Here is a 16,663-nt window from a genome sequence, read left to right on the forward strand (position 1 = left end):
GAATGTTTCGTACTAGTTTCTCACCGGGTGCTACAGAGTTCATACGACCGATGTTCCGGACACACACAGGTCTTAACAATGTTTTTGCTTACCTGCCGGGACCGTGACAGTGGCTATCAAAACTAACAATCATGAGCATTACAAAACGACTCAAAGCCGTCGGCCCGGGAGCGATGGTCGCCGCCGCGTTCATCGGCCCAGGCACGGTCACGACTGCGAGCGTCACCGGGGCAGAGTTTGGCTACGCGCTCCTGTGGACAATGGTCTTCTCAATCGCTGCAACGATTGTTCTCCAGGAAATGAGCGCGCGGCTGGGCCTTGTCTCGGGGGAGGGGCTCGGCGAAGCACTTCGAGAGCGGTTCGACAATCAAATCGTCGAGTACGTGAGTATATTCCTCGTTGTCGGCGCCATCGGCGTCGGAACCGCCGCCTACGAGGCCGGGAATATCCTCGGCGGTGCCGCAGGGCTCGCGACGATCACAGGTATCGACTCGACAGTGTGGGGAGTCGTGATGGGACTCGTGGCCGGACTCCTGCTCTACACTGGGCGCTACAAACTGATCGAGCGAGCGCTCATCGGGCTGGTCGCCGTGATGGCGTTCTCGTTCGTAGCATCGGCCATCCTTATTGGTCCTGACCCGGGTGCGATTGCGATGGGGTTCGTCCCCGGTATCCCCTCGGGGTCGCTGTATCTCATCACCGGCCTCATCGGAACAACCATCGTCGGGTACAACCTGTTCCTGCACGCGAGTAACGTCCAGGAGCGGTGGAGCGGTCCCGACGATATCGGTCACTCGCGCATCGACACAGTGCTGTCAATCGTTGCGGGCGGCGTGATCACGATTACGATCATGGTGACCGCGGCCGCAGCATTCGAGCCCGGCACCCAGATCAGCGATATCGGTCAGATGGCCGAACAACTGCGACCCATCGCGGGACCGTACGCCGAACTGTTCTTCAGCATCGGCATCTTCGCCGCCGGATTCACGAGCGCGACGACAGCGCCGCTTGCGGGTGCGTGGGCGACCACAGGTGCACTCGGCTGGGATTCAGACATGCAGAGCACACAGTTCCGCGCCGTCTGGGGGACCATCCTCAGTGTTGGGGTGCTTTCGGTGTTGCTGGGTGGCAGTCCCGTCCAGATTATCGTGTTCGCACAGGTTGTTAACGGGATTTTATTGCCCATTGTCGCGGTGTTCTTGATATACGCGATGAACCAGCGGGACCTCCTCGGCGAGTACACGAACGGGTCGATAGCGAACGCCCTCGGCGCGATTGTGACGCTCATCGTCGTGTGGCTCGGGGTTCGGACGCTGCTCAGCGTCGCGGGGGTGCTGTAGATGGGCGGCCGGCGGATCGGTGTCGACGTCGGTGGCACTTTCACTGACGTGACGCTGTCGCTCGACGGCGAACTCGTGACCGCAAAAGTCCCGAGTACCGAAGACCAGAGCGAGGGCGTCATCGCCGGGATCGAGAAGGCCTGCGAAGCGGCTGCAATCGACCCTGAGACCGTAAGCGAGTTCTCTCATGCGATGACCGTCTCGGTCAACGCGCTGCTCGAAGAGGACGGCGCAAAGACCGCGCTCGTCACGACCGACGGGTTCCGAGACGTTCTGGAAATCGGCCGCCAGGATCGCCCGTCGCTGTACGACCTGTCCGCCGAAAAGCCGACACCGCTGGTTCCCAGACGCCGACGCTTCGAAGTGGCCGAACGAACGACCACCGACGGTATCGAACAGCCCGTCGACGAGAGCGAAGTGCGGGCAATCGCCGAGCAGTTGCGCGAGATGGCTGTCGAGTCCGTTGCCGTCTCACTGCTGCACGCGTACGCGCATCCCGAAAACGAAACGCGCGTCGCAGACATCCTGCGGGATGAGCTCGACGTGCCCGTCTCAGCCTCACACGAAGTCCTCGCCGAGTTCCGCGAGTACGAACGAACCTCGACGACGGCCGTCGACGCGTACGTACGACCGGCGATTGACCACTACGTCAGTCACCTCACCGACCGTGCTCGGGACCTCGGGGTCCCACAGCCACGGATCATGCAGGCCAACGGCGGCATCACCGACGCTGATACCGTCCGGCGGAACGCTGTGACGACTGTTCTCTCGGGCCCTGCCGCCGGCGTCGTAGGGGCAGGTTCGATGGCGGCCGACGAACAGGACGGGCTGGTCACGTTCGATATGGGTGGGACCTCTAGCGACGTGAGTCTCGTCCGTGATGGCGAGGCCGAACGGACCACGGAGGGCGTCATCAACGAGCGGCCGATAAAAACGCCGATGGTCGATGTGGAAACAGTCGGGGCGGGTGGCGGGTCCATCGCCTGGATCGACGCCGGGGGCGCACTCCGCATTGGGCCGCGCTCCGCCGGAGCGAACCCCGGCCCCGCCTGCTATGGGAAAGGCGGGACTGAGCCGACCGTCACCGACGCGAACCTCGTGCTGGGCTACATCGGTGCAAGCACCAGCCTGGGCGGGGAACTATCGCTCGACGAGGACGCGGCATACGACGCGCTTGCGGACCTCGCCGACGAAGCGGGCCTCGACGGTCCCCTCGACGCCGCTCGTGGCGTCTATCGCGTTGCCAATGCGAACATGACCAGAGCCATTCGCTCCGTGACCGTCGAGCGCGGGTACGACCCGCGGAAGTTCGGGCTGGCTGCGTTCGGAGGTGCTGGGCCGATGCACGCGGCCTCCATCGCAGCTAGCCTCGATATGGATCGGGTGGTGATTCCACGCGCCTCCGGCGTGCTATCAGCGTACGGCCTGCTCGCCGCCGACGAGAAGCGCGACGCCGTACGGACGTATCAGCGCTCGCTCGACGCTGTCGACCCCGACGATGTCGATGCAGTCTACGAGGCGCTGGCCGAAGAACTGTTAGCCGAGGTCAGCGACCGCGAGGCGGCGACAGTGCGTTACTCCGCCGACCTCCGGTACGCCGGCCAGAGTTTCGAACTGACCGTGGATGTCGACCGGCCGTTCGACACCGCGGACGCACGCGAGCGGTTCGGCACAGCCCACGAGTCCGCGTACGGGTATCGAGCGGACGAGTCGGTCGAACTGGTGAACTGTCGCGTGACGACGACCGTCGAACGAAGCGCGCCGCCGGTCGAGTACGCCGCCGAGGGCGACCCACAGAAGGGGTCCCGAGAGGCGGTGTTCGCCGACGAGGTCCGCGAAACGCCGGTCTACGGGCGGGCGCAACTGCCACCTCAGGATAGAATCGACGGTCCCGCGATTATCGAGGGCGATGAGAGTACAATTGTCGTCCCGCCGGCCTGGAACGTCCGGGTCCGCGATGACGGGACGCTGATTGCGGCGGTGAGCGACACATGAACGACGAAGCCACAACACCGAGTGACGAACAGGAAGCAATCGACCCTGTAACGCTGGAAATACTCAGGAACCAGCTTGAGAGTGTTGCAACCGAGATGGGTCACGTGCTCATCCGCGGTGCGTACTCGCCGAACATCAAGGAGCGCCAGGACTGCTCGACGGCGCTTTTCGACGCGTCGGGTCGGATGGTCGCACAGGCGGAACACATCCCGGTACATCTCGGCGCAATGCCCGATGCGGTGGATGTTGTCCTCCAGAAGGACCCGAAGCCGGGTGACGTGTTCATCGTTAACGACCCGTTCGCCGGCGGGACACACCTGCCGGATATCACGCTCGTCTCGACGATAGCACCCAACGACGAAGTGATTGGGTATGCCGTCTCGCGAGCCCATCACGCCGACGTTGGCGGGAGTTCGCCGGGGAGCATGCCGCCGGGCGCACAGGAGATTTACGAGGAAGGGCTCCGCCTGCCTGCCGTCCGACTCGTCGACGGCGGCGAACCCAACGCGGCGGTTCACGACCTCATCCGTGCCAACGTCCGAACGCCTGACGAGCGCGAGGCGGACCTCCGTGCTCAGCGCGCTGCGAACGAACGAGCCGAGGAGCGCATCGGTGAACTTCTCGAAGAACACGGGTCGATCCTGCTTGATGCGTTCGATGCCGTCATCGAGTACTCCCGAGAGCGGGTCGAGGCGGAACTCGACGCGCTCCCGGACGGGACGTATCGAGCGCAGGATATCCTCGAAGGCGACGGCGTGACCGACGATGACATCCCGGTCGAGGTGGCCGTCACGATCGATGAGGCCTCGATTTCCGTCGACTTCGCCGGGACTGCCGAGCAGGTGGCGGGCAACCTGAACGCGCCACTCTCGGTCGCAAAGAGTGCGGTCTACTTCGTCGTCCGGGCCATAACCGACCCGGAGATTCCCCCGAACCACGGCTGTTACGAGCCGGTGTCCGTGTCCGCACCAGAAGGGTCAGTGCTCAACCCGGACGCGCCAGCAGCGGTCGTCGGCGGCAACGTCGAGACGAGCCAGCGCGTCATGGATGTCACGCTGGCGGCGCTCGCCACGGCCGTCCCCGACAGGGTTCCCGCCGGTGGACAGGGGACGATGAACAACCTCATCATCGGCGACCGAACCGGCGATTTCACGTATTACGAGACGATCGGCGGCGGGTTCGGTGCCCGGCCCGAAAAGGACGGGATGGACGGCGTGCAGGTCGGTATGACGAACACGCTCAACACGCCTGTCGAAGCGATGGAGACCGAGTATCCGCTCCGGGTCGAGCGGTACGCGCTGCGTCCGTCGAGTGGCGGCGACGGCCGATACCGTGGCGGACTGGGCCTCGAACGCACGGTCACCGTCGAGACCGACGCAACCGTGTCACTGCTGACTGAGCGCCGACGAACGGCCCCCGATGGAATCGACGGCGGCAAAGACGGCGCGACAGGAGAGAATCTTGTCGACGGCGAGCCAGTGCCCGCGAAGGCGTCCGTTGATGTCGAGGCCGGGTCGACCATCTCCGTCAGAACACCCGGCGGCGGCGGACACGGCAACCCAGCAGAGCGTGACCCGGAAGCCAGGGAACGTGACCGACGCGATGGAAAGGTAGCCGACCGGTGACGTGCGGGTTCAGTTGTCCCAGATAAAGTGCGACCGAGCCACGAAGCGTTTTGTTTCGAGCGTGACTCTCATACGAGGGCAACACGATACTGTGTACTGAAATGAAGGTCCCGGTCGGAATCACGACCCTCCACCTCTCACAGAGGAGTGCGCTTCTGTTGCTCCTTGCCACCGGCCTTCTCGGGTTCGGCGGGTACGACTACGTCCAGCAGTCACAGGCGGTCGGCAACGCTGTAGCCGTCCAGGCGACCATCACCGACGCTCGTGTCGATCGAATGGACGGCGGACGAGGAATCGACTACGAGCCGGAGATTCACTACACGTACCAGTATCAGGGCGAGACATACACCAGCGAGCAGGTGTTCCCGAGTACGGGCGTACGGACGTACTCCGACCGATCGAGGGCGGAGTCGGTGGTCGACTCATACGAGCCGGGTACAACCACCCGCGCGTACGTGTCACCGGCCGATCCAGACGGCGCGTTCCTCATTCGAGAGCGGACGCCGTTCCCACTGCGAGCCATCGCTGCAGGCGGCGTTCTCGCTGCCATCGGCGTGCTGTCCGGACTGGGAGCCAAGAACCCGGGTCAACAGGAGCTACGTCCGGCGAGTGAGAGCCAGCCAGCGCCTCGCGAGTCATGGGTTGTCCGCCACGGCAAGGCTCTCCACCGGCTATCGAAACAGCTTCTCGGGGCCTGCTTCGTCGGGTTCTGGCTCTCGATGGTCACGCTGGTGTTCGGCCTTCTCAACACCCCCGGTGAATTTGGAGGGCCGCCACAGGAGGTGCAGGTGGACCTTCTGGGTCCGGTCGGCCTCCCGATGATCGCAGGGGTCTGCTTCTGGATCGGAATGATCCTCTCACTGTGTCTGTACGCCGTCTGGTCGTTCACCGAGTACCAGCAGCTCCGGCGGCGACTCCCGAACCCGAAGCCGCCACGTCCGTTCAGGCATCCGAGTCGGCTCGTCACGATACTCGGAACCGAAGACGGCGGTTTGAGCGAGTACGGACAGCGTATCCGGCTGACTGGATGGGCAGTGCTGGTTGCTGTCGGGATGGCGGCGACACTGGCATATATACTCTTTACTGCAAGCTAACCGAGTCCCGGCCTAGGACGTATCGGCCGATTGTGCCACCAGCAATGAGCCATCTGCTGTGTCAATGGCTTTCTGCACACCGAGCCAGTTCGTGATAGAGCCGTCGGGACCACTGAGTGGCACTATCGTCACCCGGTTTCTGAAGCGTGTGCCGTCCGCGCGATAGTTCCATAGTTCGACGGTTCGCCGTTCCCAGATGTCGACCCCCTCCTGAAGCGTTGCGACCGCCTCGGGATCCGTCGCTGGTCCCTGCAGCAATCGAAGGTTCTCGCCGCGAAGCGTTGCCAGCGAGTACCCGGTCATCTCCTGGAACGTCTGTGTCGCATATCGGACTGGATTGTCCTGATACGCCGGGCCAGTGAGCGTCAGCCCAAGAGGACCCGTCCCGAGTCGAACCATTTTCGCGATGTATTCTCGCTCGAAAGACGTCACAGAGCTAGTCTCGAACCCATCGAGGGACCGAATGATGTCTGCCGGCGAGTCCTCGGCGTGGTCCGGACCGACAGTCCGGAGCTGGTGTGTTTCGACAAGGTCCGGAAGCCGCCGGCGAAACTGCTCCTCGTCGAGCAGCATGGTTTCGATAAGTGCGTCCCTGAGTGGGGCCATGTTCGCAGTTGCCAGTTCTAGCTTTCGGGGGCACAAACTCCCGTCGGTATCCTGCCAATGGCTGCTCGGACCTGCCATTCATGCTGATGCAGCACCTGTTACAGATACGCGCTTGCCTCTACAATGTCTGAACGCGAGTACCCGGTGGTCGGCCTCCCGACACCCAGCGAGACATACGGCCCCAGCGATGCTGTTGCCCTCCAACTCGATGCGCTGGCAACGAACGACGAGCCATGTGACAACGCGGGGATCATGACGGCGTACAATTTCGCCTCCCCGGCTAACCGCCGCTCGACTGGTCCCCTCGACCGGTTCATAGCCATGGTCCAGTCACCGCAGTACCGCCCGATGATCGACTTCGAGGAGGCCGTGCGAGGCCCCATCGAGCAAGACGAGAACTACGCTGAGCAGCGGGTGACGATTACGGGACCGGATGGACGGACAACCACCTACGAGTTCGGTCTGTCAGTGCAGTCCGTCGGTGAGTTCCGAGGGTGCTGGCAAACCGACCGTGTTGTCGTGGTCTGATCGGTGGCAGCGGCAACTGAGTCAGTGACCTGTAACGTTTGTGAGCGGGGCTGCAAAAGCTACGACCAGTTTCGCCCGCTCGAATGTTCTTTCGATCTATCTCATACGCTTTTCCTCAGAGAACGCGCTACAGGTGTCTGCCTGCCAGCCACAGAGCAGTGACATGGGTACTTTCCTTCGGTTGGAACAGCCACCGCAGAGCCGCGTCAAACACAGGCGAGCAATAGGGTATATTTGAAATGGTTACCGTCAAAGGGTACGGTATGAGGATTTCTATCGTCGGAGGGGGATTCGCAGGGCTGGCAGCAGCGCAACTGGCTGAAGGGGTTACGTCGGACGTACAGCTCTACGATAAGGGCGCATACAGCGGTGATCGAAGAGGGGCTTGGGGGGAGATGGTCTGGGACTACTCGCGGCTCCCTCTAGATCGACATGTGCCAGGGTACGTTAGAGAGGCTAATACCGGGATATTTGTCGGTTCCAGTGGGAAAACAGCTGTAACTGTTCCTGATGGCGTTATTTTGAACAGAGGAGAGTTAGAGAAACACTGGGCAGGCACGCTCGAACGGACAGAGATTGTAGAGAACGCAGAAGTCGACGAAGCAGAGTTTCGGAGGCTATCTGCGGAGTCGGATTTACTGATTGATGCCACTGGTCAGTTCCCGATCTCACGCCGGTTTACGTCCCTGTCGTATGACGTAGCGTGTCCGACGCTGAGCGGGAGGATAGAGGCTGACTTCTCCCATCTGTATCCTGAGCCAAGAGCACTTGCGTACGAGAATTACTTCCTCTGGATCGTGCCACAGTCACCGGAGGAGGCAACTGTCGGCCTCGGCTGTCGAGAGGACAAGCCCCCTGCCGAGCTGTACGAAGATATGCGACAGTTGCTTGCAGAAATCGAAATCGAGCCCCCAGAGCGTGAGGCCCTGTACGGCGGCACTGATGTCTCAAACGGGTTGCGGAGTCTCTCACACTGTTCGTACGAGCTCAACGACTGCACAGTGCATATCGCGGGTGACGCCATCGGATTGGCAAACCGCCTGACGGGCTTCGGAATGATACATGCGGCACAGTCCGGCCGAGCTGCTGTGCGGTCCTTCGTGCAAGGGAATTCGTATAAACGCAGGTTGTTGTGCCAGAACTTCTGGACGAAAGCAGTTACTGGTGTGGCTTCACCCATCCATCACACCATCGGGTTAGACGGAATAGCTCGGTTGGCAAAGTCGGACATCGAGTATCAGGAGAGCTTTGAACCGCAGCAGCCAGCAGATATTCTGGGCGCTGTTCGAACCTTCATATAGAGCCACCAATCACTGTTAGACACGCAGTCGGCCAGAGAGCGGTGTTCGGTCGGGAGGCGTAGAGACTTGGTACATAGTGTCGCTTAATTTATAGGTAAGTCTTATTCGCTACCGATACTCTGCTCTTGTCTGTCTGAGGAGTGATAATCTGTCTCACGACTAATCAGCGGCGACTGCCTGAGCAGTCAGCGTAGCACAGATAGAGATAGTCCGTCCCAGCTCGCCACACCAGCTATGAAGGCTAATCCGACACCATATCTATTAAATATAGCTACCTTTTATAGTCAAGCAATGTATCCAGTTGGAACAGCTATACAGCATATCTAAGTAGTATAGCTAGAAATTGTAGCTAGCAAAGAAGTTCGGATAAGTCAGCGGGGAAGAATAGCCAGTAGATGCAGCTACTAATGCTGGCCCTGTGCGATAGTTTGCCCACGCAGAGATAGAGTCAAGTACAGCAAACAGGTCACCTGTAGAGGGCAAAGAGCGGTCGTAGTTCTACTCAGTATAGAAGAACCGATAAGACATTAGCGAGAGGGGGCTGACTGCTCCCAGTCGTACCCCCACTCGCGGAGCTTTTCCGCGACAAGGTCCGGATTGTCCATAGCGACGACAAGGGCAGCCTCCAGCGCGTCAGTCTTGTATACATCCTCGCCGACTGCATCTTCTAGATTCCGGAGGAAGGTGGACTCCCGCTCCTCGACCTCAGGCCGAATAAAAATCGGCCGTTGCTTGCGGTCTTGCTTGACTGAATCACGCCGGAATTTGTATGGGATGTCTGGCTGGGTCGTAGTTTCGACGGCAGGAGATTCGGTTTCGGTAGCTGGCACCTCATCCTGCTGGTCATCCGCTTCCGGCTCTGTATCTGTGTCCGCCTCTGCGAACGGATCGTCACCTGAGCCGGATTTCATGCTGTTGCCTCCTGCTCTCGGGTCTGTCGGAGGCGTGCAGCCAGCTTTTCGAACTGCTCTAGCGTTTCGATTTCATAGTCACGTTCCCGGCTCCGGTGTTCTTCGATGTATTTGAACGCCGAACACTGTTTTCGCCAACATCCCTCAAGCAGGGACGTCCGCTCGCGGAACACGACCGGAATGTCATACGACTCAGCCCGGAGCCGTTTGAGCATCTCTTCCTGATCGTTCGTACCTTTGAATCGATTCGGCACAGCAGCTAGCACGCCCACGTTGATATCTAACGTGTCTTCGAGTCCAGTAACGAGGTCTGCAAGGCCCTCGACAGACTGCTGGCCCTTCCCGCTCGGTTCGAACGGGATGACCAGATTCCGCGTGGCGTGCAACGCGTTGTACAGTTTCACATCCGCAGTCGCAGGCGGGTCGATAATAACAGTATCATACTCGGACGGAACGCCCGCGTCTTTTAGCACACGAAGCAGTTGGACGTTCGGGTTCCAGTTTTCGCCGAAATCCGCTGCCTCTTCTTCGCGCCGCCGCAGATGTTTTGAGAGGACCTCCAGGGAGTTGTGTGCAGGGAGGACGTCGACGCCCTCGGAACTTTCAATGAGATCAGCGAACGGCCCCCGTGGCCGTTCGACGAGGTGTCGAACTAAACTGTCGGCCTCTGAGTCCGTTCGGCGGTCCGCGACATCGAACAGGAATGAAAGGCTCCCCTCCTGTGGATCCATATCTATTGCCAGTACGTCGTGACCAGCGCGAGCGTCGGCGACAGCGAGGTTCGCCGCCATCGTTGTCTTGCCGACACCGCCGGCCTCGCTGTACACGGTGTAGGTCAGCATACTATATCGGATTCGCCGCACAGATATAAAGATTAGTCAGACGGTATAGCTATATGGTATAGCTACGGAAGGTACCTTTCTGCTTCCACACAACTGTTCCGTTCCCGCGAGCGGTTACTCAGTGAATAACCCTGCGAGTGTCTCGTGCATCTCTGCCCGCCGGTGAGATCGGGCCTCAGACTCGGAAAGATAGTTATCAAGGACGACCTGTGCGGATGCCGAACCCTGCTCAGCCGCAACATCTTCGAACCGATCCGCAACTCGTCTGACAGCAGCACCGTATGTGGTATACCAGAATCGACGACCCGTTTTCGGCGTCGGCGTGGCGCCATCAACGGTGATGTCTGCGGCCTCAGCCACTGACTTGAACCGACGACGGACGGTTTCAGCAGTTAAATGACCACTAGCCGCGGATGGAGAGGGCAGAAGATATCCAGACCACTCTGAATCAGCAAGCGCCTCTATACGTCGCTCTACGGTCTCCAGACCGGCCAGCAGAGCCACCGTCCCGGGGCCGTTTTTCCGCTCGCCATCACCGAACTCTATGTACGGATGGGAGTCATCATCCGGATCGAGGTTGAGCTGTCGGATGTGGAGCGATGCGACTTCACTCGGCCGCAGCCCCCATCCGCAACATGCAACCACAATGAATCGGTCGCGTAACTCAGACGCCGCTGTATATAGGCGCTGGACAGCGTCTCTATCGAGTGCTTGGTTATCCCATGATGGAGTCGTATCCCACCCAAACCGGATTTCGAGGTCAGCGAGCGGGTTGTACGCGGCAGTGCCGAACATCACCAGGTGCTTGTAGAACTGCCGTGTGTCCTGAACGTATTTACGGCGTGATGCGAGCGTCGTCAGAGCCTCATCCAGTTGGTCAAGTGCGTCAAACGTCGCTGCAACCCTATCCATTTCTGCAACACGTTCATCGGGATTCTCCAGCGGTGCGAGCAGATCTTTTGTATCGTGGATATTGGTATATACTTTCATGTAGCGTCGCAAAATCGACCGACGTGTCTCGATCGTCGCATCAGCGCGCCCTCGTCGAGTCGAAAGTTCAGCGAGGTATTCCTCGACGGCTCGCTGTGTATTGTCAGCCAGGAACTCGAATGACCCCGATTCAATCGGTGCTTCCGGCACCCCAATTTCATCGTAGAACTGCCCCGGAGATAGGTCAAACCGGCGCTGGAGGTGCTTGACGAATCCCGGAAACTGTCGGTTTAGCCATGCGTATGTGGGGGTTTCAGCTGTTGGATTGAAGCCATCCTCTTTCATCGCCGGCACAACGGCCTCACGATAGAATGATTTGCAATCGGCCAAGTCCATCGTTGAATAGCGAACTTCGGTCATTGGTCTGAGTGGGTGGGCAGTGTGCTGTCCCTACTGGGTACTCTGAGCCGCCGGAATTTCGTATGTATCGTATTTCAGTCGCAGTACTAATAATTTGTCTTGTGTTGTTTTCTGCATGAGAAACCCATAACAAGACAGATACCGGGATCTGGAGACGGAAATAATATAAACTGCATATAGCTATACTAAATTTGTCCCCAGAAGATGAACTACAGGACTATAGCACCGCCAGGATGCACGATATCAGCTGAACCACCGAACTCGACACACTCGGGTCAGGACACCGCTTCAAGTTAGGAACCCAACTCGATTTGTGTATTTAAAGAAATCAGGCCAGTGCTGCCGCTCACCACCACTCTACCTCTGTCGTCTTGGACCGTGACTACCCGATCCCAGTCTCCTTCTTCAACAATGTGAGCGTAGTATCCGCAGTCACGATCGGGGAATGCCCGTACTTACCCGTCAACTCGACCTAGACTAAGAGATCGACCCGCCAAATCGAGTACAGCAGACGGGCGAATGCGAACTAAAAGAACCGAAGGAGCAAATTCTTCGATGTTGTCGCTGCTATGAATCGCTTGATGCTCCGGTAGCTCGCACAGGCGTCTTCGGGAACGGCGTAGCCGCCGGTCAGCTCGGCGATCCGGTCGAGGCGGACGGCCGTTCCGGCGAGGTCGTCCTCGAAGCCCCGGATCGCTTCGCGGAGCCGGGCTGCTTCGTCGTCGGAAAGCGACTCCGAGCGATCAAGTTTCCCAATGACAGGGAACAACTCGTCTTTCTCTTCTTCGGTGTGCTCGTGCATCTCCGCCGCGAGGTCGGGGAACGTCGATTCGACCGCCGCCAGCTCGGGGTGGGTCTCCCCGTGGACCCGGTTCACCTTCGCCACGAGGGTCTCAAGCGCGGGCAGTTCCTCACGGAGATAGTCGTGGTGGGTCTCGACGACGTGGTCAGCTAGGTCCGCGAGTCCACTCCAGTCGTAGTCGTCGCCAGCGTCCGGTCGCCGTCACAACAGTAGTCCAGCCCGAGGGACTCGAACACCCGGGCGTAGGTGGGCACCTCCTCAACGAGCGATGCAAGTGTTCGGTCGGGATCAGTGTCAGTCATACGTTGGAGTCGATGGCCTCTCTGGGTCAGTCAGAACGGCGCGTCGGGCGTCTCATCGGTGGCTCCCTGTCCGACAGCCAAGCTGGGGTCGCCAGCCTCGGACTTACCGATCAGTACCCGGAACTCGCCGGGCTACTTCTGGCGGTACTCCCAGCGGAACTCCGATCCCGCCTCAGCGTCGAACTGGTGGTACAGCGGCTTGGGGTCGTGGTCGTTCACGAACATGAATGCTTCCCCAGTGTCGAGTTTGGCGTAGGCTTCGAAGATTTGCTCGTGGCGCTGGGCAGGAGGCAAATCTCGAACGTCGAGTTCTCGCGTAATCTCTCTGTCTTCAGCAACTGTCGTCGACGTCGCATTCTCCTGCACATCGTCAGACTGGCCCACGTCTTTTGCACCGTCGTGGCTACCGCCTTTCGTAATGTGCACGCGACAGCGCCCGGGTGCTGATTCAACAACCTCCCATTCGAAGGAGTCACGATATTCCTGGCGGAACTCCTGGTGCAGCGGCTGAGGCTCGTGGGGAGCAATGATTTCCATCGTTCCCCCGTCGGGAATCATTCCGTAGCGGTGGTGGATGGTATGGTGGCGTTCCTGTTTCGGGATTTCGCGAACATCGTACCGGGTAACGATGGCATCGTCGACGGTCTCGGAGTCCGCAGTCTTGTAAATCTCGACGCGCCACCCGTCGTCGCCGCGACTCACGTACTCCCATTCGATTATGTCGCCGTGCATCGATCGTAGCTCGTGATACAGCGGCTTTGGATCGTGGTCGTTTACGAGTACGAACCCTTCATCCGCGTCCAATTCCTCGAAGATCGTTAGTAGTACCTCGTGACGGCGCTGTGGTTTCAGATCACGTACATCAATGGTCGCGGAGTCCTCATCGTCGAATCGGCCACCAACAGTCAGGGTCAACTCTCGGGGGACTGCATCGGGATCCGCGTACTCCCAATCGATCACCCGTTCCTGTGCAATCTGGTAGCGAACTAACTCGGGATCGATATCTCGATCCGCAACGATACCGAGTTTGTCACCGGTCGCTGCATCGTTTAGGGCCTCAAATAGGTGCTCATGGAGTCTGTCTTCGGCCAAAGCCCGCAAGTCGAGTTCCGTTTCCGTCACCATACTTGATGGTCCCTGACTGGACGGATGGGACTTATGTCGAAGGCGTTCGGGGAACTTGGGCTACCGAGCCGAATCTGTTCCCAACAGAAGCTTAGTGCTGGGCGTGTCTCCCCTCCGCTAAGTAAGTACTAGCGGGGACTTACTAACAATGGACATACTCGAATCGCATGCGGTTCCAAACACCGTTGGTCCAGAGAGATGGCGACTCGAGGTTACCGGTGCCGTCGCCGAAGCGGTACAGTTCACACAGGACGAGTTGCTGGCACTCCCTGCTGGCGAGATAACGGACGATTTCACCTGTGTCGAAGGGTGGCAGGCAAAGGACCTTTCGCTCGAGTGATATGCTCCGCGCCGTGAACGGCGCGGCTTCCCACGCATGGGGAATACCAGCTAAGTGCGGCTATCGCTGGTAGAGGGTTCCGACCCGTGGAACGCCGAAAGAGTCATTTGCGAGTGTTTCTCGCTCGTCTCACGGTGTCGTTCGAAAGACGCGCCGCGTCTCTCGTGATCACGAGACGGCTCCGCCATCTCACACGAGGTCGTGGTGCTGTCACAGGCTCTCCCATCCCGGGCGAGTCATTGCCTGCCGGTTTCAGTGGCATGCTCTCTCCCCACGGGTCAGCCCGGTGCGCAACGTTGGTGGCGCTGGTTATATCACCCTGAAATGCTGTGATGACTGTCGACACTGGCGTTGACCCACCGCTTGTCGACACGGTTCAGCGCATCGAGGTGGGTGACGTCCTCGTCGTCAACGGCGACTCCCGAACCTGGGATATACAGATGTCGTCAAGCGAGCCATCGACGCCCGTATTAACGTGCATACACTAACTGACGCCGGTAGACACCTCCTCCAACGGCAGGCCGAACGCTCAGAGGCCTGTGTGATCTACCGCAACCTGTGCTGATGGGGGTCCACAATAATGCCCCTATAACCCACATAGCGACGGCGAACAGCGGTCAGAAGTGGGGACCCAGTCGGCCGGTGTAGTCAGAGGCACGTGATCACTGGGCAGGTGATGACCGACTGGTACCCTATCGGAATATATGTAGACCCAATAAATAATCATTACTGTTCGAGGGTATTCCGGCATCCGAGCCGCGAGACGGCCCGTCGCCGGATGCGACGACGGACCAGTTCTCGTGCCTCTGACAAGTATCCAGTACAAAGCGGTTTGCTTCGTGCTGGCGTTCACTCTGTATGCAGTAATTGTAAATGTAATTTGCGACTCACGTTAGAAGCAGAATATATCACGAAGTGCCTCAGAAAACGGACTCTAGGACTGAAACAACGGAGAGGCTGGGGAAAGGTGCCAGACCCATGCCTGTGTAATCCACCGTCGCGTTGCTGGAGGGCAACGGCACTGACAGCCGTTACAGACACCCAAAGTCAGCAAGATACCACGCGGTTTTTGACCGCTTGCCAGAAAGCGGAGGTCGGTGGCAACGGGCACAGAACTTGCCACTCCTCTGTCAGAGGCACGGGCGGGTTCTGAACCCCGCACACGGCACGGCTCAACCGAAACCATCCTAGACGCCAGTCTGTAGCGGGGATCAGAACCCGTGGCTACGCTATGCATTCCCTCTAATTAATTTTCATTCGCCCCTGTCATCCAGTTTCAGGCCTCCAGCGACCGGGTTCGCTGCCCGCTCAGACGCCAGCGATGACCGCACTCACAGACGTAGTTCTGCAGATGAGACCCAGACGACACACAGACCCCAGTCAGCGCAGAGAACAGATGAGGGACGGTCTCGGAGAAACGACGTATCATAGCCAATCCAGCGTCGACTGAATCGACGACGGGTTCTGGACCCGGACTACTCGCTGAATCAGATCGGTCCTATGGGGGTGCTGAGCGGGGACCAGAACCCGGCTGAAGATAGCAGGAGTCTGAATAAAATCGGTTGCGGTTTCCGTCGAACCGCAAGCAAGCGCTGGAATCGTGCTTCGACCAGTCCCAAGAACAACAGCGACCGGTCTCAGTGCCACGTAGACAGCCGACTCGCCGGGGGTGTGAGTCGGTGTATAAAGGTGGTGGGCTGCTGGGGGTGTAGGAAGTGGTGTGCAACGCACCACCCGAAGTCGTCATCCACGACGACGGGTTCTGGACCCAGACCAATCGATGAATCCGGAGTGGATTGGGGGGAGATGGAGCGGGGACCAGAACCCAACCGAACGGTATACACTTAGTATCAAAAACAGTTGTGACTTAGACTCATGGTTTGTTCTCTCATCGGGTACGACACAGCCACAGGCGGCCCGGCAACAGAATGGTGGCCAGCCGGGGGACAGCCGTGCTGCAGTTAGCGCTTCCGCCACCATCCGATATCGTCAATCTCAAATCGAGTTCCGGGTCCGGATCAACTACTGCCCCTGAGTAGGCTCACTGATAGTCACTCCGGCCTCTGGAACTCATCACAGCCATTGGTAAGTATCCGTAAAAGTCGTTTTGGCCGTCATTTATCTGGTGATACACTACCAAGTAGATATCAACATTCCATCGATTGCCCGTTTGGCAGGGAGGCGGACCAATGACTACCCACCCGGCAGTCGGCGAGATCGTCGCCATCACGACCACCGACAGCGAATCGCTGTTGCTGGTCTCTCACTGCCACGAATTACACCGAGTGGACGGCAGAGTTCCCCACCATCGAGAGCTACTACGACCAGTACCGCCGCGGTGACTACGCACATGACGTTGTCATCGAACGTCGAGCGGTGGTCAAAGGATGACCGGCCACGCACCCCCTACGGCGTCAATCCGGAGGACTGCGAAGCTGACAGTCGGTTGGGACAGGATGCCTCCGTGAGAGCCTGACCACGCTGGTCCCGGGAGCAGTGTCC

The 16,663-nt window shown here is 59.3% G+C and carries 12 protein-coding genes and 2 pseudogenes; 7 read left to right on the forward strand and 7 right to left on the reverse strand.

Annotation, left to right across the window (positions count from 1 at the left end):
• The first annotated feature begins 131 nt into the window (after positions 1–131).
• The 4 genes from BVU17_15730 (at position 132) to BVU17_15745 (ending at position 6,054) form a co-directional block, all read left to right on the forward strand.
• Positions 132–1,340 (forward strand): manganese transporter, encoded by a 1,209-nt coding sequence (locus BVU17_15730; protein AUG49042.1) that lies wholly within the window; start codon positions 132–134, stop codon positions 1,338–1,340.
• Positions 1,341–3,335, forward strand: a complete 1,995-nt coding sequence (locus tag BVU17_15735; protein ID AUG49043.1) for a 5-oxoprolinase — start codon at positions 1,341–1,343, stop codon at positions 3,333–3,335.
• Positions 3,332–4,960, forward strand: a complete 1,629-nt coding sequence (locus BVU17_15740) for a 5-oxoprolinase (GenBank protein AUG49044.1) — start codon at positions 3,332–3,334, stop codon at positions 4,958–4,960. Before BVU17_15735 ends, BVU17_15740 begins: the two co-directional genes overlap by 4 nt.
• Positions 4,961–5,061: 101 nt before the next feature.
• Positions 5,062–6,054, forward strand: coding sequence for a hypothetical protein (locus tag BVU17_15745; GenBank protein AUG49045.1), 993 nt, complete (start codon positions 5,062–5,064; stop codon positions 6,052–6,054).
• A 12-nt stretch (positions 6,055–6,066) separates the two neighbouring features.
• Here BVU17_15745 and BVU17_15750 read toward each other — a convergent pair whose 3' ends face one another.
• Complete coding sequence (locus BVU17_15750; GenBank protein ID AUG49046.1) at positions 6,067–6,660, reverse strand: histidine kinase; 594 nt, start codon at positions 6,658–6,660, stop codon at positions 6,067–6,069.
• A 123-nt stretch (positions 6,661–6,783) separates the two neighbouring features.
• On the opposite strand from BVU17_15750, the gene BVU17_15755 reads away from it, so the two are divergent.
• Complete coding sequence (locus tag BVU17_15755; protein ID AUG49047.1) at positions 6,784–7,188, forward strand: DUF4864 domain-containing protein; 405 nt, start codon at positions 6,784–6,786, stop codon at positions 7,186–7,188.
• A 230-nt stretch (positions 7,189–7,418) separates the two neighbouring features.
• On the forward strand, positions 7,419–8,489 hold the full coding sequence (locus BVU17_15760) for a hypothetical protein (GenBank protein ID AUG49048.1): 1,071 nt from the start codon (positions 7,419–7,421) through the stop codon (positions 8,487–8,489).
• Positions 8,490–9,016: 527 nt separating this feature from the next.
• On the opposite strand, the gene BVU17_15765 is transcribed toward BVU17_15760, so the two are convergent.
• From BVU17_15765 to BVU17_15790, 6 genes and pseudogenes are all read right to left on the reverse strand, one after another.
• Positions 9,017–9,400 carry a hypothetical protein gene (locus BVU17_15765; GenBank protein AUG49049.1) on the reverse strand — a complete coding sequence of 128 codons (384 nt, stop codon included), beginning with the start codon at positions 9,398–9,400 and terminating at the stop codon, positions 9,017–9,019.
• A complete protein-coding gene (locus tag BVU17_15770; GenBank protein ID AUG49050.1) occupies positions 9,397–10,242 on the reverse strand; it encodes a chromosome partitioning protein ParA in 846 nt (281 codons plus the stop codon). The genes BVU17_15765 and BVU17_15770 overlap by 4 nt, the downstream gene beginning before the upstream one ends.
• A gap of 114 nt (positions 10,243–10,356) precedes the next feature.
• A complete protein-coding gene (locus BVU17_15775; GenBank protein ID AUG49051.1) occupies positions 10,357–11,592 on the reverse strand; it encodes an integrase in 1,236 nt (411 codons plus the stop codon).
• Between the two features lie 526 nt (positions 11,593–12,118).
• A complete protein-coding gene (locus BVU17_15780) occupies positions 12,119–12,478 on the reverse strand; it encodes a hypothetical protein (protein AUG49052.1) in 360 nt (119 codons plus the stop codon).
• Between the two features lie 92 nt (positions 12,479–12,570).
• A pseudogene (locus BVU17_15785) lies at positions 12,571–12,648 on the reverse strand (hypothetical protein).
• Between the two features lie 78 nt (positions 12,649–12,726).
• Positions 12,727–13,821, reverse strand: a pseudogene (locus BVU17_15790) (hypothetical protein).
• 148 nt (positions 13,822–13,969) lie between these two features.
• Between BVU17_15790 and BVU17_15795 the strand changes: the two are divergent.
• The gene (locus BVU17_15795; GenBank protein ID AUG49053.1) at positions 13,970–14,161 is read left to right on the forward strand and encodes a hypothetical protein; all 192 of its coding nucleotides are present in this window, start codon (positions 13,970–13,972) and stop codon (positions 14,159–14,161) included.
• The last annotated feature ends 2,502 nt before the right edge of the window (positions 14,162–16,663 follow it).

The sequence above is a fragment of the Haloarcula taiwanensis genome (assembly GCA_002844335.1).
In the GTDB taxonomy this organism is placed as follows: domain Archaea; phylum Halobacteriota; class Halobacteria; order Halobacteriales; family Haloarculaceae; genus Haloarcula; species Haloarcula taiwanensis.

Excerpts from the sequence above, each read along its gene's own strand:
- BVU17_15770 (AUG49050.1), bottom strand. The coding sequence starts at position 10,242 with ATGCTGACCTACACCGTGTACAGCGAGGCCGGCGGTGTCGGCAAGACA.
- BVU17_15745 (AUG49045.1), top strand. The coding sequence starts at position 5,062 with ATGAAGGTCCCGGTCGGAATCACGACCCTCCACCTCTCACAGAGGAGT.
- BVU17_15795 (AUG49053.1), top strand. The coding sequence starts at position 13,970 with ATGGACATACTCGAATCGCATGCGGTTCCAAACACCGTTGGTCCAGAG.
- BVU17_15755 (AUG49047.1), top strand. The coding sequence starts at position 6,784 with ATGTCTGAACGCGAGTACCCGGTGGTCGGCCTCCCGACACCCAGCGAG.
- BVU17_15750 (AUG49046.1), bottom strand. The coding sequence starts at position 6,660 with ATGGCCCCACTCAGGGACGCACTTATCGAAACCATGCTGCTCGACGAG.
- BVU17_15735 (AUG49043.1), top strand. The coding sequence starts at position 1,341 with ATGGGCGGCCGGCGGATCGGTGTCGACGTCGGTGGCACTTTCACTGAC.
- BVU17_15775 (AUG49051.1), bottom strand. The coding sequence starts at position 11,592 with ATGACCGAAGTTCGCTATTCAACGATGGACTTGGCCGATTGCAAATCA.
- BVU17_15730 (AUG49042.1), top strand. The coding sequence starts at position 132 with ATGAGCATTACAAAACGACTCAAAGCCGTCGGCCCGGGAGCGATGGTC.
- BVU17_15740 (AUG49044.1), top strand. The coding sequence starts at position 3,332 with ATGAACGACGAAGCCACAACACCGAGTGACGAACAGGAAGCAATCGAC.
- BVU17_15765 (AUG49049.1), bottom strand. The coding sequence starts at position 9,400 with ATGAAATCCGGCTCAGGTGACGATCCGTTCGCAGAGGCGGACACAGAT.